Here is a 26,641-nt window from a genome sequence, read left to right on the forward strand (position 1 = left end):
CCGTGCCCTAATCCGACGTAATCTGTGTTGAGCTTTCTCCCGAAGGCAGCTCCTCCAATACCAAAGGATCATACTCAAAACTATTCCCAGCCACCAGCCCCTCCACCCCGTCAAAGTAGCGGTAGATAAAGTCAAAGTCCGCGCGGACGTCGCCGGTAGGGTAGAAGGGTTTGGAGAATTCGATCACCCGGTTGCCGAAGTCGAACTTGGCGAAGACCATGGGGACGTTCGCCTCCCGGGCGATCCAGTAGAAGCCGGTCTTAAAGCGGTCGACCTTTTTCCGGGTGCCTTCCATGGCGATGCAGAGATAGAACTCGTCGCGCTCCTCGAAGATTTGGGCAACGGCCTGCACGAAATTGGTGCGTTTCTCCCGTACGACGGGGACGCCCCCCATAAACTTCATCGCCCATCCCGCCGGCCCCTTGAATAGGCTCGACTTGGCTACGAACTGGATGTAGCGCCCCGCCGCCGCCCGGGCGTAGATGCCGTAGGGAAAGTCCCGATTACTGGTGTGCGGACCCGTTGGGACCACGCATTTTTTCGGCCAGTCGCCGTGGTTGTGGTCGACGAACCGCATACCGTTCAGGCGGAACATGAAACGGGCCAGCCAGGCGGGCATCATAGGAGGTAGGTTCGGTTAAATAGCTTCAAATAATCCGGTGGCGCGGTTCTTCTGTACCCCGTCCCAGGTGAAATAGCGACCGTTCATCACGATGTATACTCCGGCGGGAAGCGACTGCACGAAGGCCAGCGCACTGCCCAAGTTAAAGAATCCGTCCGAAGAACTGCCGAAGGCATAGGGGATCATGGCGCCGGTAATGACGATGGTCTTCCCGCGGATGTCGGCCTTGGCCAGGTGCTCGGCCGTGTCGGTCATGGTATCGGTGCCGTGCGTGATGAGGATTTGGTCGGTTTCCGCCCGGCGACAATTGTTAGCGATGTTCTCGCGGTCCTGGGGGCCGATCTCCAGGCTGTCGACCATCATAAGGGTACGAATATTGACGTCGAGGGTGGAGCGGCCGACTTCCAGCATTTTGGGCAGGCTACTGTCGCGGAAGAACAGTTTGCCCGTCACGTAGTCATATTCCTTATCGAAGGTGCCGCCGGTAACGAAGATCTGAATCAAGGTATTAAATTGTAATTGCAAAAGTATCATTTCCGCTATGATGACATCGATTTTCAGGGACTACCTCTGGCCGGCCAAATGTCCGCGCTGCAGCCGTAAGATGAGTATGCTCGACAAGGTGCACCGCTTAACCATGTCGGTTGCCTGGGTGGTGAGCCTCACGCGGGGCAAGGCCATCAACACCTCGGCACGACCGATCAATAAGTGTGATTTCTGCCATAAGTAGAGGCTCACTTCGTTTGCGGTAGAGCTCGCTTTGCTCGTGGTAGAGGCTTCCTGCGGTCGCGTGTAGAGTTCGCTTTGCTCGCGGTAGAGCTTCCTGCGGTCGCGTGTAGAGTTCGCTTTGCTCGCGGTAGAGGCTCACTTCGTTCGCGGTAGAGCTCCCTGCGGTCGCGGGTAGAGGCGAGCTTATTTTTATTTCTTTCTAAGCGTTTGCAAACGAATATATACGCAAGTAAACGGTTAGTTGACGACTAGTGGGAACAGGAGTGGAGAGGTTTGCGACAAATCAATTGACCCTAAAGATGCATACCTCTGGATTTCGTACCTGGGCGGCTTATCGCAAAGCCTTCGTGCAGGCCCGATCCGTTTATCGTATTTCCGCCAACTTCCCCCGTGTGGAGTACAGTATGATTGATCAGATTCGCAGGTCGTCGCGCTCCGTATGTGCCAATCTCGCGGAAGTGTACGGGGTGCGCTCGTATCCCAGACATTATCGCTCAAAACTATCGATAGCGATCGCTGAAAATTATGAGACGCAGGTCTGGCTTGATTTCGCTTTTGATACTAAATACATAGACAAAAATCAGTACCGGGAACTCTGTCAGCTATCCGAAGAGGTCGGCAAATTATTGACCTATATGCTCAACAACCCGGCCCGCTTTGCCAATTGGAAAGTGCTCTAGCCAGGTAACTGATATAAACATCTACTCAAGTACCACCGCGACCGAAGGGCGCTCTACTGCTGAAAAGCGCAGCGCATCCAGTCTCTATCGCGAGCGCAGCGAGCTCTACCGGCCGCAGGCCCCTACCGCGAGCGCAGCGAGCCTCTACTACGTCTTCCGTTTCTTCTTCTTAGCCGCCGGAAAGAGAATGTTGTTGAGGATCAGCCGATAACCGGGACTATTCGGGTGCAAGCTCAAATCCGTCTCCGGATCATTCACCAGGTGGCGATAGTCCGCCGGGTCGTGGCCACCGTAGAAGGTGAAGAAACCCTCCCCGAATTGACCGTGGATGTAGCGCGCTTCGCTGGCAGGTTTATTCTCCCCGAGTACCAGGACGCTGCTCTTGATGTGCTGGTTGCGGAAGGCGGTGGTCTGCCCCATGAAGCCCTTAACGGTGCGGACGTGGTTCTGAGTGAGCATGGTGGGGACGGGGTCCCACTTGGCGCTGAAGTCGAATAGCGTGAAGTAGTCTTGCTCGGGGGTGACGGGACGGGGATTGTGGTCGATGGAACTGAACTCGTATTCCAGTGTATTGCGTTCCAGCTGGAAGTTCTCGAAGGCGAAGGTCTTGCTGAAGTCCAATTTCTGTTGGGCCTGGGGGTCGACACCGTCGCCGTCGTAGTACTGGGCGTTGATGTCTACGCCGTCGGCGGCCAGGGCGATGTCGTAGCTGTCGGTGGCCGAGCACATGGCGAACATGAAGCCGCCGCCGCCGACGTATTCCCGGACCTTTTTAACGACGCCCAGTTTCAGTTGGCTGACTTTCTCATAGCCGTTTTTCGCCGCTAATTCTTCCTGGTACGCTACCTGCCGCCGATACCAGGGCGCGGTGTGGAAGCTGCGGTAAAACCGTCCGAATTGTCCGGTGAAGTCTTCGTGGTGCAGGTGCAGCCAGTCGTACTGCGCCAGCTCGTCGTTGAGTACTTCGGTATCGTAGATGGTCTCATAAGGGATCTCGGCGTAGGTAAGTACCAGGGTCACCGCGTCGTCCCAGGGCTGGACCTCCGTACCCTCCCGGAAGTTGTAGTCGGGGGTGTAGACGGCGATCTTGGGTGCTTTCTCCAGTTTCATCGCGTCCATGTTCCGTTCGGGGTCGGCAATCTCCTCCAGGATGCCGTTAAAGCGGCTGTCGGGAATCACCTCGTATTTGACACCCCGGGCCAGGCATTCCCGCTCGAAGGCACGACTGTGCTGGAAGGCGAAACTGCCGCCGCGGTAATTGAGCAGCCACCAGGCTTCGATGTCGTTGTTGAGTACCCAGTACGCGATGCCGTAGGCTTTCAGGTGGTCAGTCTGGCTATCGTCCATCGGGATAAGAATGGTCGAGGCCCGGGCGGCGGCGCTGAAAACAAGCAGGAGGATAAATAGGGATAGTCTACGGCGCATAGGGAAAGCTTTCACCCAAATTAACGGATGAAGTCCGGATTAGGTGTAGCCACCCTACCGCTTCACGACACGAAATGGGGTAGTATCCTCCAGGATGAGGTGATATATTCCGCCGGGTAGTCCGCTAAGCGACACGATACCCGAAGGGGCGATTCGTCCGGTGCGTACGGTACGGCCCATATCGTTAGTAACCCTGAACGCTCTGCCCACCAGTTCCCGGGAGAGGCGGACGGGACCGCGGGTCGGGTTTGGGTACGCGAAGGTGTTCAGGGGGCTTCCCGTTAGCCGGATGGTGGGTGAATACCGAAAGGTAGCATCCGCCTCCTGCAGCCGCAGCCGGTAGTACGCCGTGGTGCCCGGTGTGTCGGTGTACTCGTACGTAGAAGGTGACGGGCCGGTGTTGGCCGGCACGAAGGCGAGTTGTTGCCAATCGCCGTCGCCGGTACTTCGCTCGATCCCGTAACCCGCAAAAGCACCTGTTTCCTGGGCCGACCACCAAAGACGATTGCCTTCCCCGCTTGCGACTCCATCGAATTCAATAAGGGTCACGGGGAGGGACGTCGTTCCTGTCTGCGCCCGGTCGAAGCGTAAAACCGTGAGCGAAGTGGCCGGCAGGTCCAACAAAATCGTGTTGTTCTCAAGAATGACGGTCTCTTCATCCCGGTAAGTCGTCTTTACTCCGGATACCGATGGTCCGCTGAAAACGGATTGGCTGCCTACGGCCAGGTCTACGAATCCATCCACGGTCAGCGTAGTGGGGGAAGCCTCCGTGGCCTTGTTGAGGAGAAAGATCGTAAGCAACTCACCGTCCGCGGAACCGGTAGCGAAGGTGCGCACCCGTCCATCGGATTCAGTTGCCAGCATGCCATCCAGGACCTCATTTGCCAATAGCGCCACGGCCTGACCGCTGGCATTCAGCTCGTTCGTTCCGGTGAACAGATCGTAGGTATGCGATATGCCGGCATCGGGGTTGATCCACCGGGAGTTCCAGTACTGCGCGATCTTCACGCGGTCGTCCTCGAGGAGCTGCGCCATCACGTCGAAATTCGCTAGCGACAGCCCCAGGTGGTTGCCCGTCAGCCAGGGCGTGACCACGTCATCCACGAAGAAAGTGGTGGCGGAGGTTTCCATGACGGTCACGAATAGCTTGTCCCGCAGTTGCTTATCGCTCAGGCGGTCGATGGCGGCCTGCGCCGTATTCACCATATGGATGGGATCGATGAGATCGTCGCGGTAATCCGTGTAGTCCTGATAATAAGCGAAAGGCGGATAGAAAAAAGCGGGATAGGTATGTACGTCGATGAAGTCCACGACGTCCGCGCATTCCTGGAGGACCGTATACAGGTCATTCGTGTTATCGCCGTTAATCCCGATCAGGATCGTGGGATCCACCTCCCTCATGGCGGCCGCGAATTCGGCGACATCCCGGCCGTAGACATCCCAGGCGGGTCTTACGCCGGCGTAGGTCTCATCCTTCCAGGTCTCGTTGCCGAGCATCCAGTATTTTATGCCGTAGTCGTGGGTCACATTCGCGTAGCGTACCCATTCGACGGCCATTTCGAGGGCTTGTTCCTTCGTCAGCGTGGCGGTGCTCAACTCGGTGGGCGGTTTGTACATGCCGTCAAAGGCCACGGAAATGACCGGCTCGGCCCCCGTAGCCAGGCAGTCCGCCATGAAGTCGTCAAAGTTGTAGTTATCGTTGGCCCAGGAGTCCAGCTCCTTGTTCCAGAAACGGGTGTCTGTGAAGGGCCAGTCGAGGGTGTCTCCCTTACGCAGGAGCCCGGAGGTGGCCGGGTCGTCGTAGGGCGGGGCCGCCCATTCGTAGACGTCGGATTTTTCCCCGCCCGGAAACCGCAGATAGGTAACGCCGGTTTCCGCGATGGCCTCCGACAGCGGGCGGGCACCGGCTACGCGATTATCGTCTCCGTCGGTGAGGGTATTCAGATTGAGCCCAAGTGGGGAGACGTCCCAGCTCCGGGCAAGCGCACTTGCATCTACGTGTACTTCGAATTGCCCCGGTAGATCGGTAACGACCAACACCAGCAGGGCCGCCATCAGGATGTGACGTGTCATGAAAGAAACAGCTAAGGTTTGCGGGTGCGTAGTGCGCGGCGAATATACGGTAACCAGCTGATCGCGTGCGTGATAATGAAAATTTTGCGACGGGGCGCAGGTATAAAGCCGGTCGTTTTGGGAGACCGGACTTCGACGACGCTCATTCTACCTGCGCTCCGCCGCACAAGGGAACTTCCGCCACGTTCTTATCCTATGCAAGTAACTTTCGTAGTCAGCCAGGTATCCACCGATTCGCTCCTGCAATTACCGGGAGACTGGACGACCGATGACTTTCGGGAGATCCTGTCCCTGACGGAATACGGTGACCAATCCGAATTGTCCGATAAGGAGATTCAGGAAATGGCCTATATGTCACTGGCCGACCTGCCCAAGGCGGAGGCCGCCGACCTTCTCCTTTCTTACGTCTTTCCCGAAGGCACCCTGACCAAGGGGCAGCGGCAGAACAGCAGCCACGAAATGGACACGGAGAGGCTGTGGGAAGAATACCCCGAACCCGAGCACCACGCCGGATTCTACCGGGTTGGGAGCTTACTCTACGCGGCGTTCAACGGCGGCCACCCCAAACCCGACGGACGCCAGTTGGTGATCCGGGTGAGCACCAAACAGGATGCCGCCGATCTTCTCACTAATCCGGACCCGGCACTGGTACTGCGCCTACTGGCTCCGGCTATGGACGGGCACGCCCTCCTGCACCGCTTGTACGAAGACGAGTTAAAGGGCGGTAGCTTTCCCACCGCGAAGCACATCCTCTACCGGATGGAATCCCGTCCCCTTGAAGACGACGCTTTCGAGCTCACGGTGTACAGTACCGACTACTGGTTGGAGGATTTTCGGCCGGTCGAAACCTACGAGGCCACCGTGGCAATCGAGCGGGTAGAAGCCGTGGAATAGGACCCGCCATTGCGGAGCGGCAGCACTTAACATTGTCAAAGCCAGCCGGACAAACCGGAAACGCTACCTTTGCGCCATGATCTGGAGTGACAAGAAGATACTGGCGGCCATGGACCGCGGCGAGATCGTGATCAAGCCCTTCGACCGGGCCAACCTGGGTACCAACAGCTACGACGTGCATCTCGGTAAGCACCTGGCCCGGTACAAGGACCACATCCTCGACGCCCGGCAACACAACGAGATCGAGGAAATGACCATCGGCCCGGAAGGATTCGTCCTACATCCGAATACCCTCTACCTCGGCGTCACCCTGGAATACACCGAGACCCACAGCAGCGTCCCCTTTCTCGAGGGAAAGAGCAGCGTGGGCCGGCTGGGGATCGACATTCACGCCACCGCCGGTAAGGGCGACGTCGGCTTCTGTAACCACTGGACGCTGGAGATCAGCTGTACCCATCCCGTACGCGTCTACGCCGGCATGCCGATCGGACAATTGATCTACTTTGGTGTCGACGGCGACATCGAGAATTACTACAACAAGAAGCCCAACGCGAAGTACAACAGCGTAAGCGACCGGCCGATGGAATCGATGATGTGGAAGAACTCCTTCTGACCCAGGCCGCCAACGTCCTCCCCGTGCGTACCGACGATCTTTCGAAACACTTCATCCGTGAACTCAAGACGGCCCTCGGGGCCGGTGAGGCCGCCTCTGTCACCCGACTGGTCATGGAAGACGTTTTCGGCTGGCGGCAGGGCAACCGGCCCCGTATGCTCACTTCCGACGAAGAACTGCTCGCCTGGGTGACGCTCAATCGACTGCACGGCGGAGAGCCGGTGCAGTACGTGACCGGCATCGCCGATTTCTACGGTCTGCAACTCACCGTCACGCCCGCCGTCCTCATCCCCCGTCCGGAAACCGAGGAGCTGGTAGAGTGGATCCTCGACGATCATCCGGCCGGTACCTCCCGGCACATCGTCGACCTCGGTACCGGATCCGGCTGTATCCCGCTGGCCATCCAGGACCGGCGGCCGGAGTGGATGTGCGAAGGAGTAGACGTCAGTAAGGAAGCGCTGGAAGTGGCCGACAAGAACCGGGAAGCGCTGCAATCCAACGTCACCTTTAAGGAGGGGAACGTACTGGAAGGTCGACTGGCCCACGAGGGGCTCTACGATATTATCGTGAGTAACCCGCCCTATATCCCACCGTCCGAGCGCAAGCAGATGGGCGAATCCGTGCTGGTCCACGAGCCCGAACTGGCGCTGTTCGTGCCTGAGGACGATCCCCTGGTATTCTACCGCAAGATCGGCGAGATCGGACTTACCGCTCTGCGCACCGGTGGCTACGTCTACGCAGAAACGAACGAGAATAACAGCGATCAGGTGATGCGCATGTTCCGCGACCTGGGGTACCGGCGGGTGGAACGGCGCAAGGACCTCCAGGGCAAGTGGCGCATGGTGCGCGTGCAGCTGGAAGACTAGCTGGCCGGCTGCTCCGCGGGCACGAATCCCGTTTCCGTCAGTAAACTCAACGGCCGCAGCCGGTAGCCGTCGAATTCCGCGAAGATGGCCACCGCCTGCCCACCGGAAACCGCGAGCAGGCGATAAAAACCGTCGAAGGCCGGCGTGACGGGAACGGATTTCTGCTGACTATCCACCAGCAGTAACTGGCGGCCGGCCTTGAGCGGTCTAACTTCCGCCAGGTACACCGGGTAGTGAATGAGCCAGGGGTTCACGCCGATCGCCCGACGATAATTCGCCAGCATTTCTTCGAATGTGGTATATCCGATCAGGCCATCGTACGGCCGGCCTCCCGCGCGTGGTTCTGGAAAGATGCCCCGTTGCGGGTAGCTGCCGGGATAGTAATGCACGCTGCCTTCGAAAGAGGCCGATAGCGGCCAGGATTGCTCGAAGGGCGCCCGCCCGAAAACGTAGTCCAGTAGGAGAGTGTAGCGTTTGCTCTTTTCGCCCCGCAACCAGACCCGGCGGTAGCGCAGGCGGTCCTCCTCCCCCTCGACGGTACCCATGACCAGCCAGTGGTCGGCTTTGCCGGGACGTTGCAGCAGATCGCCGCGACGGGTGTTGATGCCGGCCGTCTGGTACAACTCATTCCGCCGGTCGGGGCTGAATTCATCGCGGATGCGCCACGACCGAATGAAGAGGAAGAGGTCGCCCAGTGTGCGGGCGGTGGTATGCTCGGCTTCTTCTTCCGGTAAATCGATCAGCCGGCGGATACGGCCCGCCAGGCCGGGAAGCTTCGCGTCCGTGAGGCGGGTGGCGATGGCGGTCCAGGTGTCCGGTCCCTGGCCGAGGGTGTCGGCAATGCCCTGGCGGGCTACGTCCAGCAGTCGCAGCTCGAGTTCGTTGATGCCGTCGGTCATTAGGTCGAGCCGGGCGGCCAGCCGGTCGTCGGCCTTTTCCTCGTCCTTGATCTCGCGCGCGGGACGGAAAGAATGGTGCTGCACCGAACGCACCCAGTCCGGGGGCTGGCCGACGGTAAAGCGATCGGCGTTGTTTTTAAGCAAGAATACCAGGGCCAGACCGTGGGCGCAGGGCCGTGCCCGTGCCCGGCAACTGCAGAAGAACTTACCCTCCGCAACCTGGACGGCGGATTCGATGGCCCGCCGGCCGTTGTAGTCGAACTCTCCCCACAGCCATTCGCCGTCACCGCCGAGCAGGCGCCAGCGGCGACTGTAGAACAACCGACGACCCGCTTCGAGGGTCTTGGGGTCGGGAGCCAGTTGGAGAAGGTGGTCGGTCATAGGGCGGCGGACAAGATAGACCGCGGCGAAATAAAGGGCGCCCAATCCGTAGGGATCGGGCGCTACCGCAAAATACAAAGCATCAGTGCTATCAAAGGAGTGGTTAGGAATATCCTAGTCCACCATGTGCTTCCTGTGTCGTTTATACCGTAAGCACGAAAAGTGTTACCCCGGACTCCGGAAAAGTGTCCAACTACCGGTTGATTGCGGGCGCTATAGAGGGGAAGTCCGGAAAAGCTCCTTATTTCCCGGCAAATCCGTTGTTATCGAGGCCTACGATCCGAATTTTTCAAGCGTACGCCGCGCGAAGCGAAGAGGGCTGCCCTGCGCGCAACTATCGCCGGCCAGCGGGCTGGGCGATACCTTTCCGTTTGAGGGGAAGCCTTGCCGGGTGGTTCCCGTTTCCACCGCCGACAGCGACACCCGGCAGCCGACCGACTCCGCTTCCACCTTCCACGAGTTGCTTTCCAGGGCGTAACGAATGGGTTGATGATCTTACCAGCGTCCAGAAAGCGAGCCTTTCGCTGCTGTTCGTCCGATGGAGCGTATGGCGTTACAATAAGGAGCGCCCGACCCGCAGGGGCCGAGCGCTACCGTCTAAAAATCTAAAAAAGCCTAGGTGCTATCAGAGGACCGGCTGAAATACGGTGTTCTATAGTGTATCTTCCTTGCCGTTTATGCGGGAAGGGCGAAAAGGTTACCCACGATGGGTGAAAAAATTTTCTGCCCCGCGGGACGGCCGGCGCGAAGAGAAGGATACGGGAGGTCGCCCATCTTTCAATGGCTCCCGGTGGAGTGCATTCGTATGCAATGAAGGACGCTTCGCTGCTCCCGGCCGGGGCCGATAATAGGGATACGGATCGCGTACCGTCGCGGATGCACGCGGTTACCCGGGCAGTTTTCCTGCCCCGAAAGCGGTGCGTCTGCTGATTAGTTAATCCTTTACACGACGAGGATCGGTCCGGTACCGGGTGCCTACCTTCGTGCATGTCCAAATAAATCTTCTTAAGCGTTCAGCCACCCAAACCGGATGATGAAAGCATACACCAGCTATTTTTCAGTGCTGCTATTGGCATTTACCGTCTGTGCCTGTAATCCGGATAAAGCAGACGCGGAGGGGGAGGACGTGATCACCCTGACCCGCGACAGCCTGACCATTCAGGTGGATCCACGACTCGGCGGAAGGCTGGTGAGCCTGCAGTACGCCGGCCAGGAAGTTTTGCCGACTACTCGTGACAGCAGCGGTTTCCAGTTCGGCAGTACGGCATGGCCGGCGCCCCAGGCCGATTGGTCGTGGCCGCCCCCCGCGACTCTCGACAGGGAGCCGTACTCGGTACAGAAGGTGGAAGACCACTCCGTCCTGCTCATCAGTAAACAGGATCCGAAAACCGGACTCGTTCTGCAAAAGCGGTACCGTCTGGGACCGAATTCCGATATCGGGCTCACCTACTGGCTGACGAATAAGGGGGACTCCATCCGCTCGGTCGGCGCCTGGGAGGTCACGCGACTGCCCTACGGTGGAGAATTCTCCTTTTACAGTGACTCCCTGCGGGTCGAGCGCGGATCGGCCGAAACCGTTCAAAGCCAGGACAGCCTCCGACGGATCACCGTTGACGATCGCCACGAGGGCAAGGTCAAGGTCTTCGCCGACCTCGACAGCATTCCGGCTGTCTATACCCATGACGGTATCCGGTTGGAAAAGCATACGGTCGTTTCGGATTACTACCGCGTGGCGCCCGGTCAGGCGCCGTTGGAAATTTACCTGGACCAGGAAGCCGGCTTTATCGAGTTCGAGCTACACGGCGATTATCGCAGACTGGGTTACGACGAAACGAGTACCCTTCGTACGAAATGGGTAGTGGGCAGGGAGTAATCAGTTGCTGACCTTTGGAGGCGTCTGTAGAAAACGCCACCCCGTACGGTAGGGGAAGACGTCCATGATCTCGCCCGCGAGCAGGCGCTGCTTGACGTCGTTCCAGAAGTCGGCGTCGAATATCTCGCCGTGCTGTGATTTAAGGTAATTCAGTTGGGCACCGGAACGGAGCAGGAAAGCCGGAAATTCCTCCGGAAAGATGTCCTTCGGCCCGACGTAATACCACGGGTGGCTGGCCATCTCCTCTTCGGGCGTCCGCGGCTCGGGAATGTGCCGAAAATTGCAATCCGTCACCAGTTCGATCTCGTCGTAGTCGTAAAAGACAACCCGGTTTACGCGGGTCACGCCGAAGTTTTTCATGAGCAGGTCACCCGGAAAGATATTCGCGGCGGCCAGTTGTTTGATGGCCCGTCCGTAGTCCCGGAGCGCCTTCTGGGCCATCGCCTCGTCGGCCCGCTGGAGAAAGATATTCAGGGGTGTCATTTCCTTTTCGACGTACACGTGGGAGATCATGACACTATCGTCGAGCAGCTCCACTTTGGAGGGCGCCGTTTTACGCAGTTCTTCCAGGCAGCTCTCCGCGAAACGTTCCCGCGGAAGGGAGAGCTTCTCGAAAAGGTAGCTGTCGGCCATGCGGCCAACCCGGTCGTGGCGCTTGACGAGGTCGTACTTTTCCTTCACCACCTCCGCACTGACTTGTTTGGGCGGGGCGAATTGGTCGCGGATGATCTTGAATACCATATTCAGCCGCGGACTGGTAAACACGTACATTACCATACCCGCTATGCCCGGGGCGGAAGTGAATACCTCCTGTGGATCGCTGGCCGTATCGCGGAAGTGGCGCAGTAGCTCCCGGTAGAAAACCGTCTTGCCGTGCTTCTCGAAACCGATGGCGTTGTATAGCTCACTGATGCGTTTACTCGGCATGAAGGTGTGGAGAAAGTCGACCATGTCACTGGGGACGCTGATGTCCGCCAAAAAGTACGAGCGGTGGTAGCTGAAGATGGATACTACCTGGTCGGTTTCCAGCAAAAGGGCGTCAATGAGGATGCCCCTTTCCGGTGGATGCAGGAGGGGAAGGATCCATGGATAGACGTGCTCCCCATCCAATACCCGGCCGACGATGTAGGCCGATTTGTTCCGATAGAAAACCGAGGTCAGTACTTCGAGACGCTGTGCCCCGCCGGCCGGGTGGGATTCCCAACGTTCGGCCACGAGGCGGATGTCGCGGTTGCGGTCTTCCCACTCCACCGTAAAGGGGAACCGGTCCAGGACCTGGTAGATCACGTCCCGTAAGGGTACACCGGTGAGATCGAAGTCGTAGGTGATGGAAGTCAGGCCCTGGTACTCCCGGTAGCTGCCGGTGCGTACCACGAACATTACGGATGGGTCCGCGCCGATACCGTGCGTGTGCCGGTAGACGGAATTGAAGAAGGTTTCGGCGATGTTGCGGGTATTGAAGTGCGCGATTTCCTCGGCGAAGGCATCGCTCACCTGCTTCCAAAAGTCATCGTCCGGGTGCACCGCCTCCAGCATTTGCTGCAGGCTGGCGGTGGTTTTGCTTACTTCCTGCCGGTATAGGGAAATGCGGCTTACCGCGTCGGCCTGCGTACCGTGCCAGTCGCGCTGCTCGAAGCGCAGCCGTGCTCGCTTGGTGATCAGCTTGAAGCGGTAGTAATAGTCCATATACCCCATCAGGATACGGTGTGCCGCTTCGTAATGGATTAGGGCGGTAAACGCAGGATCAACGCTTTTCATAGGGAGCTAAGGTAGGTGGTCACCATCATCCATTCCTAGTAGCCCCGTCCGTCCCACTGACGTACGCGACCATTTTCCGGTGGTTGCCCTCGTGAAAGGACTGCATAATTTTCGGAAAGCGGTACCGGCGGAACAGGCCGGGTAGATCGAAGGGCCGCTTCCTTCTTACGGATTCCTCCAGATCGTTAAGGTACCGGCGGGCTTCCGTCAGGCGATTCCACATCTCCGTCTGACTATCCGTCGGGTCGCCGTGACCGGGAATGAGCAGACCGATGTTCCGCTCCCGCAGCAGCTTTTCAAATAGGTCCAGCGTGGAGCGGTATCGCTTCACCGAATCGTAGACGTAGGGAAATTCCACATTGCTGAGGTAGTCGCCGGCCACCAGAATGCCGCGGGAGCGGTTGAGCACGACGATAGAGTCGTCGTTGTGGCCGGGGGCCTGGTGTATCTCGTAATCTTCACCTCCAAGCCGGATGGAATGGACCGGCGCGTCGATTACGGTATTGACGGTGGGGTAGAGGATGGGATAATCGCGCTCGATGTAGTACTGGTCATCGAAGTCTCGGATTTCCTGGAGGATGTCTTCCCGTTTAGCTTGGTCGACGAAGGCCCGGGAAGCGATCACGTTGAAATCCCGAAAACGGCCGTAACCGATAATGTGATCGTAATCGGAGTGGGTGAACAGGAGGTGGCAGTCGCGGTCGCCTTTATATTTATCCACTTGCCTGCCGATCTCGTCGATTTCGTCGGGTAGCCAGTTCGGATCAACCAATAGCAGGTGATCGGAACCGACGATCATTATGGTGGTGGTACGAAAGAGGGCACTCTCGAATACAGTCAGCGTGTCCGTATCTTGATATGTTCTCATAAGTCCGCAATCAAATGAACGGTATGGGTTATACAACTTCAACGGAACAGCAAATCGAGCAATTGAAGACACTAGACCGGTCACGACCGGTTCGCATGCTTAATCTACTGCGGTACCGTGCAATCGCTACGGGAGATACGCTTAGCGGTGAGGCGATGTATGCCAAGTACCTGAAGGCGGCGGTACCCATTCTGGAAGTGTTTGGTGCAAAGGTACTTCTCGAAGGACAGCCGCTTTTGACCCTCGTCGGGCCCAAGGATGAAAAGTGGGACCGGATGTTGATCGTGCGGTACCCTTCTCTGCAACGGTTCCTGGAGATGGCCCGCTACCCGGACTTTCTGGAAGTGTCGACTTACCGCCAGGCTGCCCTGGAGGACCACCGACTGATCGTTATCGGAGAGTAGGAATGGCTAGGCTTGATCCTGTAAGCGGAAGATTTGATGCATCGGTACCCATTTTACGCCAGCCTCAGCAAAGGGTAGGCGATCTTGATAGCGATCCATCAGGGCTTCCCACGCCCGAACCTTTTGCCGGGAGGCATTGATGGCGGCGTGACGTTCTTCGGTATATTGCTCTCCGGTTTCCATCACCATCATCAGCCGATTTCCGGCCCGGTAGATCTGCATTTCCAGGATGCCGGCCTCGCGTATGGCATCGGTCACCTCCGGCCAGCACCGACCGGGGGCGTGGTGGGCTTCGTACTCCGCGATCAGTTCGGGATCGTCTTTGAGGTCACACAGCAGGTAGTGGGTCATGGGGCGCGCTTTAGGGGCGGGGCGGGGCCTCCGCTACCAATGGATCCGGCTCGTGCCACCGGGTAAAGACCAGCCAGCCGTACAGGCCGACCGCCACAAAACAGACCAGCGGCAAAATGAAGCTGAAATTTACCTCCGGTACACCGAGCACGAGCGTATCGGTGTAGCCACCCCCGCCCATATCCAGGATGAGTCCCTGCAGGGTCGGCATGAGCGCACCGCCCACGATAGCCATGACCAGAAAGGCGGCACCGAATTTCGCGTCTTCTCCCTGGCCCTCCAGCGCGATGCCGTAGATCGTGGGGAACATGATCGACATAAAGAAGCTGATCCCGACCAGTGCATACAGCCCTGGCGATCCGACGATAAACATGGTCAGCAGGCACATTACCACCGCGCCGACGGCAAAAGCGAAAAGCAATTTTCCCCCACTGACAAATTTGAGTATGTACGTACCGATCCACCTGCCCACCAGAAAAATGACGAGGGCGGAAATGCCGTAGGGAACGGCGTCGGCATTGGCTATACCGATCGACTCGGCATACTGGTAGATGTAGGTCCAGCACATGATCTGGGCCCCCACGTAAAAGGTCTGGGCGACTACCCCTCCCGCGAAGCGGGGCTGCCTCCACAGGCGGGCAATGGCGGCGCGTACACCTAGTTTGTCCTCGGTTTCCGCCTTCTCGGGCATATTCACCACGAGGAAGAGAATGAGCATGGCGATGACCACAACGCCCAGCATTACGTACGGATCGCGGATGACTTGCAGGTCCGCCACCCGCACCGCGGTCTGCTCGGCGGACGGAAGCGCAGAATAAGCTTCCGCACCGATCTGCTCGACCTGTAGCCGGGAGAGGATAAATTGCTTGGCGACAATCAGACCGCCAAGGGCCCCGATCGGGTTGAAGGCCTGGGCCAGGTTCAGCCGGCGGGTAGCGGTTTCTTCCGATCCTAACGACATGATGTACGGACTGGCCGTCGTCTCGAGAAAGGCCAACCCGAAGGTGAGTATGTAAAGCGACAGCAGAAAGAAGCCGTAGCTCTCCCACGAAGCGGCGGGGTAGAAGAGTAGCGCGCCGGTAGCGTAAAGCGCCAGCCCGATGATGATGCTTTTCTTGTAGGAATACTTCTTCGCGAAAATCGCCGCGGGAAGTGCCATGGTGAAGTACCCGAAATAGAAGGCGAACTGCACCCAGGAAGCCTGGAAATTATCCAGTTCGAGTACTTTCTTGAAGGCCGAGACCATCGGGTTGGTGATATCGTTGGCAAAGCCCCACAGCGCAAAGAGGGAGGTAACGATGATGAAGGGCAGCAGAACGGATCGGCTGACGATGGCGGACTGTTCGGACATGCTATCGGGCTTGGGAGAGTAGGGCGCGGTCGAGATGGACGTACCCGCCGTCGACGAAGACGAACTGCCCGGTAGTGTGGGAAGAAAGATCGGAAATCAGGAACAGGGCCGTATTCGCGATCTCCTCCGGGGTGGTCATCCGCTGACCGAGTGGAATCTTTTCGTTGATGGACCGCCTTTTTTCCTCACCGTTATCTAGGCCCTCGATCCAGGTTTCGTAGGACGGCGTATAGCATTCGGCGATCACGATGGCATTACACCGCATTTGGTGGGGGACGAAATCCACGGCCCACTCCCGGGTGAGTGCCAGCACCCCTCCCTTACTGGCGGCGTAAGCGGAAGTCGATCCCTGGCCGGTGAGGGCAACCTTTGACCCAATATTCAACACGTTGCCCCGGCTGGCTTTCAGGTAGGGAAAGCAGTATTTTGTCAGGCACCAAAAGCTGACCAGGTTCAGTCGTAGGCTGGCCATGAAGTCGTCGACGCTACCGTCCAGCCCTACGCCGTCATTTACGCCTACGTTATTGATCAGCACATCGATCCGGCCGTATTTGTCACCGATCCGTTGGACGGCGCTTTCGATCTGCTCGGGCCGGGTAACGTCCGTTTGGATAAACAGCGCATCGATGCCCTTCCGCTGGAGTTGCTCGGCGTACTCTTTTCCCCGTTCGCTTTTGTCTATGATGGCGGGTATCGCGCCTTCATCCACCAGCCGTTGCAGCATGACCTGACCGATGCTACCCTGTTTGCCGGCACCACCGGAAATGACGACAATCTTATCTGCTAGGTTTGTTTTCATAGGTTATGATCGACGAATGCTCGGCCGCAGCGGAGTGTACAGGATGGGTGACAGCGGTTAAATTAACCACATTTCACGTGATGGGAATGAGCGCCGGGTCCTTGCTTAAAGTGGCTATGGGACCGCTTCAGCTATTGGTCCAATCCACCATGGCCTTAATAACGCCGGTATCGGGCTGGGTCCAACTGTCGAAGTGCTCGATCATTTCCGGGAAGGGGACCTGGTGCGTAATGTATTCGCGCGTTGGGAATTCCCCGTTTTCCAGCGTTTGCCTCACCCATTCGAAGTCTTCCCGGGTAGCGTTACGGCTACAGAGAAGCGTCGTCTCTTTGGCGTGAATTTCGGGGTGGCGGAAGCTGAGTTCGTCCTTGCTTAGACCGACGAGTACGTATCGCCCACCGTACGCCATGTACTGATGACCGGATTCCAGCGCACGCCGGTTGCCGGTAGCGTCGAAAACCACGGTGGCCAGGTTGCCTCCGGTAATGCTTTTTACCTGCGCTCCGGCGCCATCATTTGCCAATACGGTATCCGCGACGCCGAATGCCTGCTTGACGAAATCGAGGCGAGCCGGGTTGGTATCCAGGGCGATGACGCGGCATCCAAGCGTGCGCGCGAGCGCCATAATGCCGATACCGATCGGGCCGCATCCCACTACCGCAATCGTATCGTCGGAGGTAACGCCCCCCCGTCGCAGCGCGTGAGCGCCTATGGCCAGCGGTTCGACGATGGCAATTTCCTCTTCCGACAGGGTGCCGGCCGATAGCAGGTACTTGCTGTCGAGGGTGATTTCCTCTTGCATACCGCCGTCCACGTGGACGCCGAGCACGGAGAGGTTCTGGCAACAATTCGTTTTTCCCGAACGGCAGGCCAGGCAATGACCGCAGAAAAGGTAGGGCATGATGATTACCGGGTCGCCCGCCCGCAGACCCTGATCGTTAAGACCGATGGAGATGATCGACGCCGAAAGTTCGTGGCCTAGGACGCGCGGGTACGTAAAAAAGGCCTGATTACCCTGGAAGGCGTGTAAGTCCGTGCCGCAGATTCCGACGCGGTGAATACGCAGGTGGGCCTCTCCGGGGCCGGGAGCGGGAGCCGCGACCTCTTCCAAGACGAAAGTGCCGGGTTCGCGGCAGGTGATACGTTTCATCCGGGTAAGCTAGGGAAAATCGCGGGTTCGCTTGGGATGCCTAGGAGGTAAACTTATTCCGGTTGATACCGAGCTTGTTCATCTTGGACATGAGCGTACGTCCATTCAGGTCGAGCAATTCCGCTGCTCCGCCGGGACCGGTCACCTTGCCGTTCGTCCGCTTGAGGGCCTCGATGATGTACTGGCGCTGCATGGTTTCGAAGGGCACGATCTTCTCGCTGCGGAAGGAGGCGTTTTCGTCGACCCGGTCCGACCGGCGCAGGGCTCGCAGACTCGCGCTTAGATTGAGCGTGGACGACTGGGAGGTGATCACCGCCCGTTCGACCAGGTTGATAAGCTCACGGACGTTGCCAGGGAACTCATAACTCTCGAGCGCCTTGATGTCGTTGGGGTTGATGTGGGTAATATTGCGGCCCATCCGATCCGAGTACACCTTGGCGAAGTGCTTCACGAGCACGGGGATGTCTTCCGGGCGTTCCCGCAGAGGGAGATTGTGAATGGGGAAGACGTTTAGCCGGTAGAAGAGGTCTTCGCGGAATCCGCCCTGGTAGATCATCTTTTCCAGGTCTCGATTCGTGGCGGCTACCACGCGCACATCCACGTGGATGACGTCGGTGGATCCGATGCGTTGAATTTCGCCTTCCTGCAGTACCCGCAGCAATTTGGCCTGCATGTCGAGGGGCAGTTCTCCGATCTCATCGAGGAAGATCGTTCCGCCGTCCGCAAGTTCGAATTTGCCCTTCTTTTGGGCAACCGCGCCGGTAAAGGCTCCGCGTTCGTGACCGAAGAGTTCGCTTTCGATCAGGTTTTCCGGCAGAGCGGCGCAGTTGACGCTAACGAGGGGTTTGCGGCCCCGGCTGCTGAACTTGTGAATGGACTGGGCCAGTAGTTCCTTACCGGTACCGGTTTCTCCGGTAACGAGCACGGTCGCATCGGTGTCGGCAACCTGCGCGATCTGGCCGAGTATCTTCTGGTATTTTTTGGATACGGTGATGATGGCCCCGCCGGTATTGACCTGTTCGATCTGTTCCCGCAGGGTTTCGTTTTCACTCTGTAACTGCTTGGTGAGCTCGTCGACACGACGCTTGGTCTTCTGCAGCTTGCGGCGGTTGTTCTGCTCGAGGGTGACGTCGCGGCAGATCAGGCACAGGTACCGTTGATTACCTGCCTCTACCTGAGCAAATCTCACCTGCAGCGTCCGATCGTCACCGCTGACGGTGCTGAAGATGTATTCCGTGGCGCTGCGCGATCGGCCGTCGATCTTCTCCTGGCGAATATCGGACAGGGAGGGTACGATCAGGTCGGGCATAAGCTCATCGATGGCCATGCCCTCGATATCCCGGCTGGTCTTCCTGCTCAATTTACGGCGTGCCGCCTCGTTCAGCAGGGCGACGTTTTTGGCGGGGTCGAGCCAGATGACCCATTCCTGCAGGGAATCCAGGGTGCTGGCGTAGAGCTGAATATTTTCCCCATCGTGTACTTCCTCGCTCCGGTCCTGGGCGACGAGCACCATGTATTCCTCTTCCCCGATGGAGAAGTAATGCATACGGGCGTTGACCGGTACGGAGGAACCGTCCTGACGTACGATCTGGGTAGGGTATTCGAAGTAGCGTTCCTCGCGCAGTTTAGGATAGAGCGCACTTACTTCCTCTGCATTCGGGCGGGCCGACAGCGTGGTGATCGGTAGGTTCAGCAGGCTTCGCCGGGAGTAGCCCGATAATTCGGCGGCGCGGTCGTTGGAATAAACGATTTTGCGCTCCGAATAGGTAATGATGAACGTTGCTTCCAGCTGCTGATCCAGCGTGCGGCGAAAGAGTTCTTCCTCCAGCGGAAGTTCGGTTACCCCGACCGCACCGATATCGGTACGGGCCAGGGTACCGTAAATCTTGTATACTTCGAGCTCGTTTTCCACCGATCGGGCGCGGACCACGTATTCGGTGGGACTGGTGTTTTCGTCCGATGACCGGCTGCGCAGCATGATGCGGGTTTCCTCTACCGATTTTGCCTTTTTAAGTTGCTTAAAAACAGGACGCAGGCGGTCGTAGTCCGTGACCAACTGCTCCTGCACGACTCCGAGCATCTCGTCGGCCGGAAGAAAGGAACGGTCGGCAGCCAGTCCGAGCCACTGGCGGATCAGGGGAGAGAGATAAACCTGTTTGGAACTGAAATTGATTTCCCAGCTCCCGATCTGGGCGTCGGTTTGTACGGCTTCCAGGAGGTCGGCATCCCGTTTGCCGGCTTCGGTTGCGGAGAAGACGATCAGGCAGAGCTCGGGATCGATGCTGTATATATCGAAAGCCGCCCGGCCACGGACACTGAACAGCTTCCCGTCGCGATTGACAAATTCCGTATCGAAGTGCTCGCTCCCGATATCCCCTAAGCGGTTCCAGAACTTTCGCCAACCCAGTACGCTGAAGTGCGGATTGACCTCAAAGTAGCTAGACCGCTGTAGCGCGTTGTTGCTGTAGCCCAGCAATTTCGCGGCGCTCTCGTTGCCGTATTGGATACGTCCCGAGGAGTCAACCCATAGTACCCCCTCCGACACCAGGTTGAAGGCATCCTGGTGCATTTGTAGCAGGGCATCGACGGGAGGAGCTGGCTCGGTCACTGATCGAGATAATAGGGTTGCTAAGGTCTAAGTCCGGTGAAGATAAGAAAACCCCTAAGCAAAACGGCCCCCACGCTTTTACGCTGGGGGCCATTCTGGCAAAAGGTCGGTAATCGGGTATGTTCGAGCGGCGGTCGGGTGGCCGTGAACTACACGCTTAGGGCATTACTTTGCCGTTGTTATTGGGGTCATGCGAGTTGTCGACAACGCCGGCCCAGTCCTGCGCTCCCTCTTCGGCATCCGCGGGACGCGGGCCAATCAACTCTTCCAGGTCCTTGCGGCTGAGCACCTCTTTCTCGAGCAGTGCTTCGGCAAGTTTCTGCATTTCCTCGCGCTTGTCGATCAGAAGTTGTTTGGCACGTTCGTACTGGCCCTGCAGCAGCTCCCTGACTTGATCGTCAATAAGGGTGGCGGTATCATCGGAGTACGGACGTTGGTAGCTATCGCGGCTCATACCGTAAAAGCTCACCTGTCCGACGTCGAAGTTCATACCGTAGACCGTGACCATATCGTAGGCCATCTTGGTCACCTTGTCGAGGTCATTCTGCGCGCCGGTGCTGATTTCGTTAAACACGACTTCCTCGGCCGCCCTTCCGCCGAAGGTCATACACATCATATCAAGCATTTGCCCGGTACGGGTAATGTATTGCTCCTTGGGGAGGTATTGGGCGTAGCCGAGGGCGGCAACTCCGCGGGGAACGATCGTTACTTTGACCAGAGGCATGGCGTGCTTCAGATACCATCCGCAGATGGCATGCCCTGCCTCGTGGTAGGCGATGATCTTTTTCTCGTCGGGGTTGATCAGTTTGTTCTTCTTCTCCAATCCACCGATGACCTTGTCTAGGGCATAATTGAAGTCATCGAGTCCGATGCTGTCCTGGTTACGACGGGCGGCGATCAGGGCCGCTTCGTTACAGATGTTGGCAATCTCGGCGCCGGCAAAACCGGGGGTCATTTCCGCTAGCGTGAGCGCGTTGACCGTGTCGTTGGTTTTGATCGTCTTCAGGTGGACCTTAAAGATCGCTTCCCGGCCCTGAAGGTCGGGCCGGTCGATGCTGATCTGGCGGTCAAAACGTCCGGGTCGCAGCAGAGCGGAGTCGAGAACGTCGGGCCTGTTGGTAGCGGCCATGAGGATTACGCCTTTGTCCGTACTGAATCCGTCCATTTCAACCAGTAGCTGGTTGAGGGTATTTTCCCGCTCGTCATTGCCACCTTGCATATTTGCCCGGCCGCGGGCGCGTCCGATGGCGTCGATCTCGTCGATGAAGATGATACAGGGCGCTTTCTCACGGGCTTGCTTAAAGAGGTCGCGTACGCGAGATGCACCTACACCGACGAACATCTCTACGAAGTCCGATCCACTCATGGTAAAGAAGGGTACGCCCGCTTCTCCGGCCACGGCCTTGGCAAGCAGGGTCTTACCAGTACCCGGAGGGCCTACCAGCAATACGCCCTTCGGAATCTTACCACCGAGGGCGGTATATTTTTTAGGGTTTTTAAGGAAGTCGACGACCTCCATCACCTCTTCCTTGGCTTCGTCCAGTCCGGCCACGTCGGCAAAGGTGATGTTTACCTTGCTGTTCTGATCGAAAAGGGTCGCCTTAGACTTGCCGATATTGAAGATCTGACCTCCGGGACCCCCGCCGCCACTGCCCAGGCGACGCATCAGGATAATCCAGATGAACGCAATGACCGCGAGCGGAAGTAACCACTGAAGCGTACTTCCGAGCCAGTCCGTCCGATTTTCGGAGTTGACCTGAACACGGTCGGAAAAGTTGACATTTTCTTCCTCGTAGGCGCGGTCGACGAAACGCGTGAAAGAGCTGGCATCAGTGACTTCCAGGTAGTAGTCATACCGGCTTCCACCCATACCTTCCGGCGCGGCGTCTTCGTACCGGGGGAGAGATTTTTTGTCCTCTTTGAGGTAGATCTCGGCACGTTCGCCGTTGACGAGGGTAATGGCACCGATGGCATCGTCCTTAATCATCTCGTTGAGGCGGTCGAGTTGAATCTGGCTCGAAGTGCCGGTGCCCCAATTCGTAAGCACCAGGGCCAGCAGCACGACCGACATGATCGCGTAAATCCAGTAGCTCTGGAATTTAGGTCCGCCGTTGCCCTCGGACTTATTATTCTGATTGTTTGTGCTCATATCTAAAGGCTAACGTGCGGCGGCCTAATTCGTTGGGTAGTCGCACACTTTTTGGGGTTGCCCTTTACAGGGTGTCGAATTCTGTCGCAACGGCGTCGCTCCAGAGATCTTCGATCTGGTAAAAGGCCCGGGTTTCGGGATAGAAGACGTGGATCACGGTGTCAAAATAATCCAGACAAACCCAGTTGGAAGGCCGGCTGCCGGTGGAGTTTTTAGTGATTTCGCCCATTTCGTGCTTCATGCGTTTCTGCACGTTTTCCGCAATGGCACGTACTTGTGTGGTGGATTCACCTTCGCAGATAAAGAAGAACTCCGCTGGCCGGTCGTCTAGTTTCCGTAAATCCAGCCGGAGGATGTTTTTACCTTTGATGTCCCGGATACTGTCCAGGATTACGTCAAGCCGCTGCTCCATCTTCGGAGCAATCTTGTTGCGTACAGATTCTGTGGATGTATTCAAATCGAGAATTTAGCACAATGAAGGTAGCAAACACCGTTCCGAAAATCGGCGCGCTACCGCTATAAAGTTGTAAAACAAACAATTTGCTCGTACCTAAAGTTGCCCGCCGGTTCGCCCATATGGGGTCTACGAATGATGCGCTCTTACAGGCGTTAAGCGGCGCGGAGGAAGTGCCCCACGGGGCAGTTTACATTACCGACGATCAAACAGCGGGAAGGGGACAGGGTGCGAACCGGTGGCATAGTTCGCCCGGCGACAATTTGACCTTTAGCATGCTGGTGATGCCTGACCAATTGTCAGTCGACCGAATATTTGCCCTCACGCAGTATGCCTCCCTGGCGGTACACCGCGGATTGACGACGATGCTTCCAACTCTGGACGAAAAGCAATTGCGGGTCAAGTGGCCGAATGACTTGTACGCTGGCAATCGAAAGCTCGGCGGCATCCTGATTCAAAACGGTCTGCGCGGATCGGGAGTACAGTGGTCGGTGATTGGCGTGGGACTCAACGTGAACGAGCGCGAATTTCCCCCCGAATTGCAACGATCCGCCACTAGTTTGTACCACATCCTGGGAGAAGCTGTCGATCGGTCGTCATTGCTGGAGCACATCTTCGCCGGCTTCACCTACTGGTACGATGAATTGGAGACCCAAGGTTTCGACAGGCTCCATGCCGCGTATCACGAGCGCTTGTACCGGCTCGGCGAGCGACACCGCTTCCGGCGGGTGGCGGACGATGAAGTGTTTACCGCCGTGGTGCAGGGGACGGACGGCCGCGGTCACCTCCGGTTAGTTTTGGACGATGCACAGCTTGAGACCTTCGAACTGCGCAGCATCCAATGGTTACCCGCGTAAGGACTACTCCCCGGCGGGCTCCAGATTCTGCTCGATTCCCCGTTGTAGTGGGCTGACTCCTTCGTTCATCCATTTCGGCTTTGGCGCATCCAGTAGGAAGTAATCGAAAAATTGAGCCATACGCGTCTGGAAATCCGCACGGTTGGGTGCCTTTAGCGGCCAGTGAGGCTCTCCACGGTAGTTGAGGAACCAGGCGGGCTTGCCCAAACGGCGCAGGGCGGTGAACCATTCGATACCCTGGTACCAGGGAACGGCCCCGTCAGCGTCGTTATGTAAAATCAGGATGGGGGTGTTGATCTTGTCAGTGAAGAAGAGCGGTGAATTTTCGATGTAACGCAGCGGGTACTCCCAAATCGTGCCGCCGATCCGGCTCTGTGTACGCTCATACTGAAACTGGCGGCTCCGGCCGCTTCCCCAGCGGATGCCCCCGTAAGCGGAGAACATATTAACGACGGGCGCGCCGGATTCGATAGCCGCAAAGAGGTCGGTTTTCGTAGCCAGGTAAGCCGCCTGGTAGCCGCCCCAGCTGTGTCCCTGCATGCCGATGCGTTCCTTATCGATGAACCCTTCCTGTAGCAGGCTGCTGATACCGCTCATCACACAGTTGTAGGCACTCTCGCCGGGATAGCCCTCCCGGTAAATTACGTCCGGATTAAAAATGACGTAACCCCGGCTCGCGTAGTGGGGATAATTAATGGAAGATCGTCCTGGCTGCGGCGTCCGGTGGCGGTAGAGGCCTTCGCTGCTTCGCTCGTAATAGTTAACGAGCATGGGATACTGCCGTGTGCTGTCAAAGTCGGCCGGCTTCACCAGCAGCCCGCGAAGTTCACGCCCCTCGTGATCGATCCAATTGTATTCCTCGATCGTTCCCCAGTCAAAGTCACCCTGCTGCGGATTGGCATCGGAGATAACTTCGCCAACGTCTTCCAGGCGCTCCGTGACCCGAAGGTTGGGGAATTCGGTATAGCTTTCCCGGGTATAGAGATACTTCTCGCCGTTACGGGCCTTGCTGAAGTGCCCGAAGCTATAGGGGCCCGCTTCGAGCTGAGTCACGTCTTCTTCTTCGTCCAATCGGGCATAACCGCCGAAATAATCGGCATCACGCTGGAAGACCAACAGCAGAGGATAGGTCACGGCTGCCTGCTCGGGGTTCAGGTCCTGAAAGCGGTAGCTTATCCCGTCTTCACGGCCGTTGGTCAGGCGGGTCGCTTCTCCTCCGCGGGGATCGACTTCCCAAAGATCATAGCGATCGTAGATGATGAGCGACTCATCGTTTTCGGTCCACCCGGCCGTTCCGTAGGGGTAGGGGTCCATCGGGCGATCGTTCAGTTCATCGTAGAAGATGCCCGTCTCGTTGGTCGTTAGGTCGTTTATCTCCTTACGTCTGACATCGTAGGCACGGTAAACGGTATCAACCGGATTGTACCAGCTGATGTAGTGGCCTTCCGGAGACCATTGGAAATATCCGGGCTCACCTTCCAGGACCGGGGTGCGTTCACCGGTTTGGAGGTCGAATATCCAGACATCGCGCCCACCCGGGCCACCGGTCCACATGGTTTCTTTGGAATAGGGCGACTCGTTATAAAGGAGTACGTGACTTCCCTTTCCGTCGTCGGGTAGGCTAGCCTCCGGCATTTCCGGCGTTGCGATCTGCTCGAATTCATCCTGTGTCGTGCGGTACACGGCCAGGTAGGTAAAGCGGCGGTCCTGATCGAGTGTGTTGTTTTGCCGGGTATAGAGTAGGGGATCCTCCGTGGTCCATACTTCGACGTCGGCGAGTTCGCTGGAGATGTCATTAGTGTCAAGCTCCGGTCGGCGGGGCGTGGTGCCGAAAAACAGATACGATCCATCCTCACTGAAACTTGGCCGGCGGTCGTCGCTGATGCGGTATCCACTGGGTAGCCAGTCCATGTCCCGGTCAGTTGTCACAAACGCGGAATCGCGTCCCGCTGTCCAATAGTGAAGGACATAAGGGGGTTGCTTTTCGTCCTCATCCGCATCACTACTCAGGAAGCCCACATGCTCGCCGTCGTAGCTCAGGTTGAGCCCGCCGTAGCGGGGAAAACCCGAACTGAGGGTTTGCCATTCCAGGTCCGTGGGGTCAACGCGTAAAATCCCGGTACTCCAGGTGCTGTCCTTTTTCGTGCGCTGAGCAACGACAATGGGTTGATCGCGGGCGAGCTGGAAGTCGACGACCCCTTCCAGGTAAAAGCTGTCTTGGTTGGCAAAACGACGTACGACAAGACGACGGGCGTCCTCATCCAGGCCCTTTGCCAGGCTGTCGGGTAGCAGGCTTGCGGTGGTATAGGCGAAAATGTCCCCCGACCGTTCGCTGGTCTTGACCTCGTACACCTCGGGGTAGAGTTCCGCTGCCTGGGTAGCCAAGTTCCAGACGAGCAGGGTATCCATCGCCTTTAGCTTTTTCGCTTCTTCCTTCCGTTTGTAGTGCAAAACGGTATCGCGCGATGGCTTAAGGGTTCCCAGAAGGTATTTGCCGTCGTAGGTGAACCGGGCATCGTGAAGCCTCGCGAATTGCTTTTCACTGCCATCGGCTACGCGCCGGACGATCGCGACCGGGTCTCCAACGTCCGGTACCAGGCTGTAAACAACATGGCTACCATCCGCGCTGACTGCTTCGCCCTGGATTTCATTCCAGGCTTGCATGTCCTCGACGGTAATGGCGCGTTGGCCTACGAGGGGAAGAGCAAAAAGTGTGAGGAGGAACGGTAATAGACGGTCTCTGAGCTGCATAGGACAAATATCCTTAAATTTTATGGGATAATTGATCTCGTAGCGGAAGGCGAGGCACGCCACCAAACATCACCATGCTACCCAAG

The 26,641-nt window shown here is 57.6% G+C and carries 23 protein-coding genes; 8 read left to right on the forward strand and 15 right to left on the reverse strand.

From position 1 onward, the window contains the following. Nucleotides 1-7: 7 nt before the first annotated feature. Both DRW39_RS14180 and DRW39_RS14185 read right to left on the reverse strand, forming a co-directional pair. The gene (locus tag DRW39_RS14180; RefSeq protein WP_232830154.1) at nucleotides 8-622 is read right to left on the reverse strand and encodes a 1-acyl-sn-glycerol-3-phosphate acyltransferase; all 615 of its coding nucleotides are present in this window, start codon (nucleotides 620-622) and stop codon (nucleotides 8-10) included. 15 nt (nucleotides 623-637) lie between these two features. Beyond that, nucleotides 638-1,126, reverse strand: a complete 489-nt coding sequence (locus DRW39_RS14185) for an asparaginase domain-containing protein (protein WP_116107718.1) — start codon at nucleotides 1,124-1,126, stop codon at nucleotides 638-640. 37 nt (nucleotides 1,127-1,163) lie between these two features. On the opposite strand from DRW39_RS14185, the gene DRW39_RS14190 reads away from it, so the two are divergent. Beyond that, nucleotides 1,164-1,352, forward strand: a complete 189-nt coding sequence (locus DRW39_RS14190; protein ID WP_116107719.1) for a hypothetical protein — start codon at nucleotides 1,164-1,166, stop codon at nucleotides 1,350-1,352. Between the two features lie 298 nt (nucleotides 1,353-1,650). Next, nucleotides 1,651-2,031, forward strand: a complete 381-nt coding sequence (locus tag DRW39_RS14195) for a four helix bundle protein (protein WP_116107720.1) — start codon at nucleotides 1,651-1,653, stop codon at nucleotides 2,029-2,031. 147 nt (nucleotides 2,032-2,178) lie between these two features. On the opposite strand, the gene DRW39_RS14200 is transcribed toward DRW39_RS14195, so the two are convergent. Both DRW39_RS14200 and DRW39_RS14205 read right to left on the reverse strand, forming a co-directional pair. Next, nucleotides 2,179-3,456, reverse strand: a complete 1,278-nt coding sequence (locus DRW39_RS14200; RefSeq protein WP_116107721.1) for an asparagine synthetase B — start codon at nucleotides 3,454-3,456, stop codon at nucleotides 2,179-2,181. A gap of 54 nt (nucleotides 3,457-3,510) precedes the next feature. After that, nucleotides 3,511-5,529 (reverse strand): hypothetical protein, encoded by a 2,019-nt coding sequence (locus DRW39_RS14205; protein WP_157976117.1) that lies wholly within the window; start codon nucleotides 5,527-5,529, stop codon nucleotides 3,511-3,513. A 195-nt stretch (nucleotides 5,530-5,724) separates the two neighbouring features. Here DRW39_RS14205 and DRW39_RS14210 point away from each other — a divergent pair, with 195 nt between their 5' ends. From DRW39_RS14210 to prmC, 3 genes are all read left to right on the forward strand, one after another. Beyond that, nucleotides 5,725-6,423 (forward strand): hypothetical protein, encoded by a 699-nt coding sequence (locus tag DRW39_RS14210; RefSeq protein WP_116107723.1) that lies wholly within the window; start codon nucleotides 5,725-5,727, stop codon nucleotides 6,421-6,423. Between the two features lie 76 nt (nucleotides 6,424-6,499). Then, nucleotides 6,500-7,036, forward strand: a complete 537-nt coding sequence (dcd, locus tag DRW39_RS14215) for a dCTP deaminase (RefSeq protein ID WP_116107724.1) — start codon at nucleotides 6,500-6,502, stop codon at nucleotides 7,034-7,036. Then, nucleotides 7,018-7,902, forward strand: a complete 885-nt coding sequence (prmC, locus tag DRW39_RS14220; protein WP_116107725.1) for a peptide chain release factor N(5)-glutamine methyltransferase — start codon at nucleotides 7,018-7,020, stop codon at nucleotides 7,900-7,902. The genes dcd and prmC overlap by 19 nt, the downstream gene beginning before the upstream one ends. On the opposite strand, the gene DRW39_RS14225 is transcribed toward prmC, so the two are convergent. After that, on the reverse strand, nucleotides 7,899-9,182 hold the full coding sequence (locus DRW39_RS14225; protein WP_116107726.1) for a hypothetical protein: 1,284 nt from the start codon (nucleotides 9,180-9,182) through the stop codon (nucleotides 7,899-7,901). The two genes, prmC and DRW39_RS14225, sit on opposite strands and share 4 nt — an antisense overlap. Nucleotides 9,183-10,212: 1,030 nt before the next feature. Here DRW39_RS14225 and DRW39_RS14230 point away from each other — a divergent pair. Further along, complete coding sequence (locus tag DRW39_RS14230; protein WP_116107727.1) at nucleotides 10,213-11,055, forward strand: DUF4380 domain-containing protein; 843 nt, start codon at nucleotides 10,213-10,215, stop codon at nucleotides 11,053-11,055. On the opposite strand, the gene aceK is transcribed toward DRW39_RS14230, so the two are convergent. Next, entirely contained in the window at nucleotides 11,056-12,813 is a 1,758-nt protein-coding gene (gene aceK, locus DRW39_RS14235; protein ID WP_116107728.1) for a bifunctional isocitrate dehydrogenase kinase/phosphatase, read from the reverse strand. Nucleotides 12,814-12,838: 25 nt separating this feature from the next. Continuing rightward, nucleotides 12,839-13,681, reverse strand: a complete 843-nt coding sequence (locus tag DRW39_RS14240) for an MBL fold metallo-hydrolase (protein WP_116107729.1) — start codon at nucleotides 13,679-13,681, stop codon at nucleotides 12,839-12,841. A 62-nt stretch (nucleotides 13,682-13,743) separates the two neighbouring features. Here DRW39_RS14240 and DRW39_RS14245 point away from each other — a divergent pair, with 62 nt between their 5' ends. Continuing rightward, nucleotides 13,744-14,085, forward strand: a complete 342-nt coding sequence (locus DRW39_RS14245) for a DUF1330 domain-containing protein (RefSeq protein ID WP_157976118.1) — start codon at nucleotides 13,744-13,746, stop codon at nucleotides 14,083-14,085. Between the two features lie 6 nt (nucleotides 14,086-14,091). Here the strand turns inward: DRW39_RS14245 and DRW39_RS14250 are convergent, their stop codons facing one another. The 7 genes from DRW39_RS14250 to rsfS all read right to left on the reverse strand — a co-directional run bounded on the left by DRW39_RS14250 (nucleotide 14,092) and on the right by rsfS (nucleotide 22,950). Further along, nucleotides 14,092-14,436, reverse strand: coding sequence for an L-rhamnose mutarotase (locus DRW39_RS14250; RefSeq protein ID WP_116107731.1), 345 nt, complete (start codon nucleotides 14,434-14,436; stop codon nucleotides 14,092-14,094). Between the two features lie 10 nt (nucleotides 14,437-14,446). After that, complete coding sequence (gene fucP / locus DRW39_RS14255; protein WP_116107732.1) at nucleotides 14,447-15,787, reverse strand: L-fucose:H+ symporter permease; 1,341 nt, start codon at nucleotides 15,785-15,787, stop codon at nucleotides 14,447-14,449. 1 nt (nucleotide 15,788) lies between these two features. Beyond that, nucleotides 15,789-16,586: an SDR family oxidoreductase gene (locus DRW39_RS14260; protein ID WP_116107733.1), complete on the reverse strand. Its 798-nt coding sequence runs from the start codon at nucleotides 16,584-16,586 to the stop codon at nucleotides 15,789-15,791. Between the two features lie 127 nt (nucleotides 16,587-16,713). Continuing rightward, nucleotides 16,714-17,736: a zinc-binding alcohol dehydrogenase family protein gene (locus tag DRW39_RS14265; protein ID WP_116107734.1), complete on the reverse strand. Its 1,023-nt coding sequence runs from the start codon at nucleotides 17,734-17,736 to the stop codon at nucleotides 16,714-16,716. Between the two features lie 40 nt (nucleotides 17,737-17,776). Then, on the reverse strand, nucleotides 17,777-20,344 hold the full coding sequence (locus DRW39_RS14270; RefSeq protein WP_116107735.1) for a sigma 54-interacting transcriptional regulator: 2,568 nt from the start codon (nucleotides 20,342-20,344) through the stop codon (nucleotides 17,777-17,779). Nucleotides 20,345-20,501: 157 nt separating this feature from the next. After that, on the reverse strand, nucleotides 20,502-22,493 hold the full coding sequence (gene ftsH, locus DRW39_RS14275) for an ATP-dependent zinc metalloprotease FtsH (RefSeq protein WP_116107736.1): 1,992 nt from the start codon (nucleotides 22,491-22,493) through the stop codon (nucleotides 20,502-20,504). A gap of 64 nt (nucleotides 22,494-22,557) precedes the next feature. Further along, nucleotides 22,558-22,950: a ribosome silencing factor gene (gene rsfS / locus DRW39_RS14280; protein ID WP_232830155.1), complete on the reverse strand. Its 393-nt coding sequence runs from the start codon at nucleotides 22,948-22,950 to the stop codon at nucleotides 22,558-22,560. An 83-nt stretch (nucleotides 22,951-23,033) separates the two neighbouring features. Here rsfS and DRW39_RS14285 point away from each other — a divergent pair, with 83 nt between their 5' ends. Further along, nucleotides 23,034-23,804, forward strand: coding sequence for a biotin--[acetyl-CoA-carboxylase] ligase (locus DRW39_RS14285; protein WP_157976119.1), 771 nt, complete (start codon nucleotides 23,034-23,036; stop codon nucleotides 23,802-23,804). A 3-nt stretch (nucleotides 23,805-23,807) separates the two neighbouring features. Here the strand turns inward: DRW39_RS14285 and DRW39_RS14290 are convergent, their stop codons facing one another. Further along, on the reverse strand, nucleotides 23,808-26,555 hold the full coding sequence (locus DRW39_RS14290) for a prolyl oligopeptidase family serine peptidase (RefSeq protein ID WP_157976120.1): 2,748 nt from the start codon (nucleotides 26,553-26,555) through the stop codon (nucleotides 23,808-23,810). Between the last annotated feature and the right edge of the window lie 86 nt (nucleotides 26,556-26,641).

It is taken from the genome of Lewinella sp. IMCC34191 (assembly GCF_003390935.1).
Taxonomy (GTDB): Bacteria; Bacteroidota; Bacteroidia; order Chitinophagales; family Saprospiraceae; genus Neolewinella.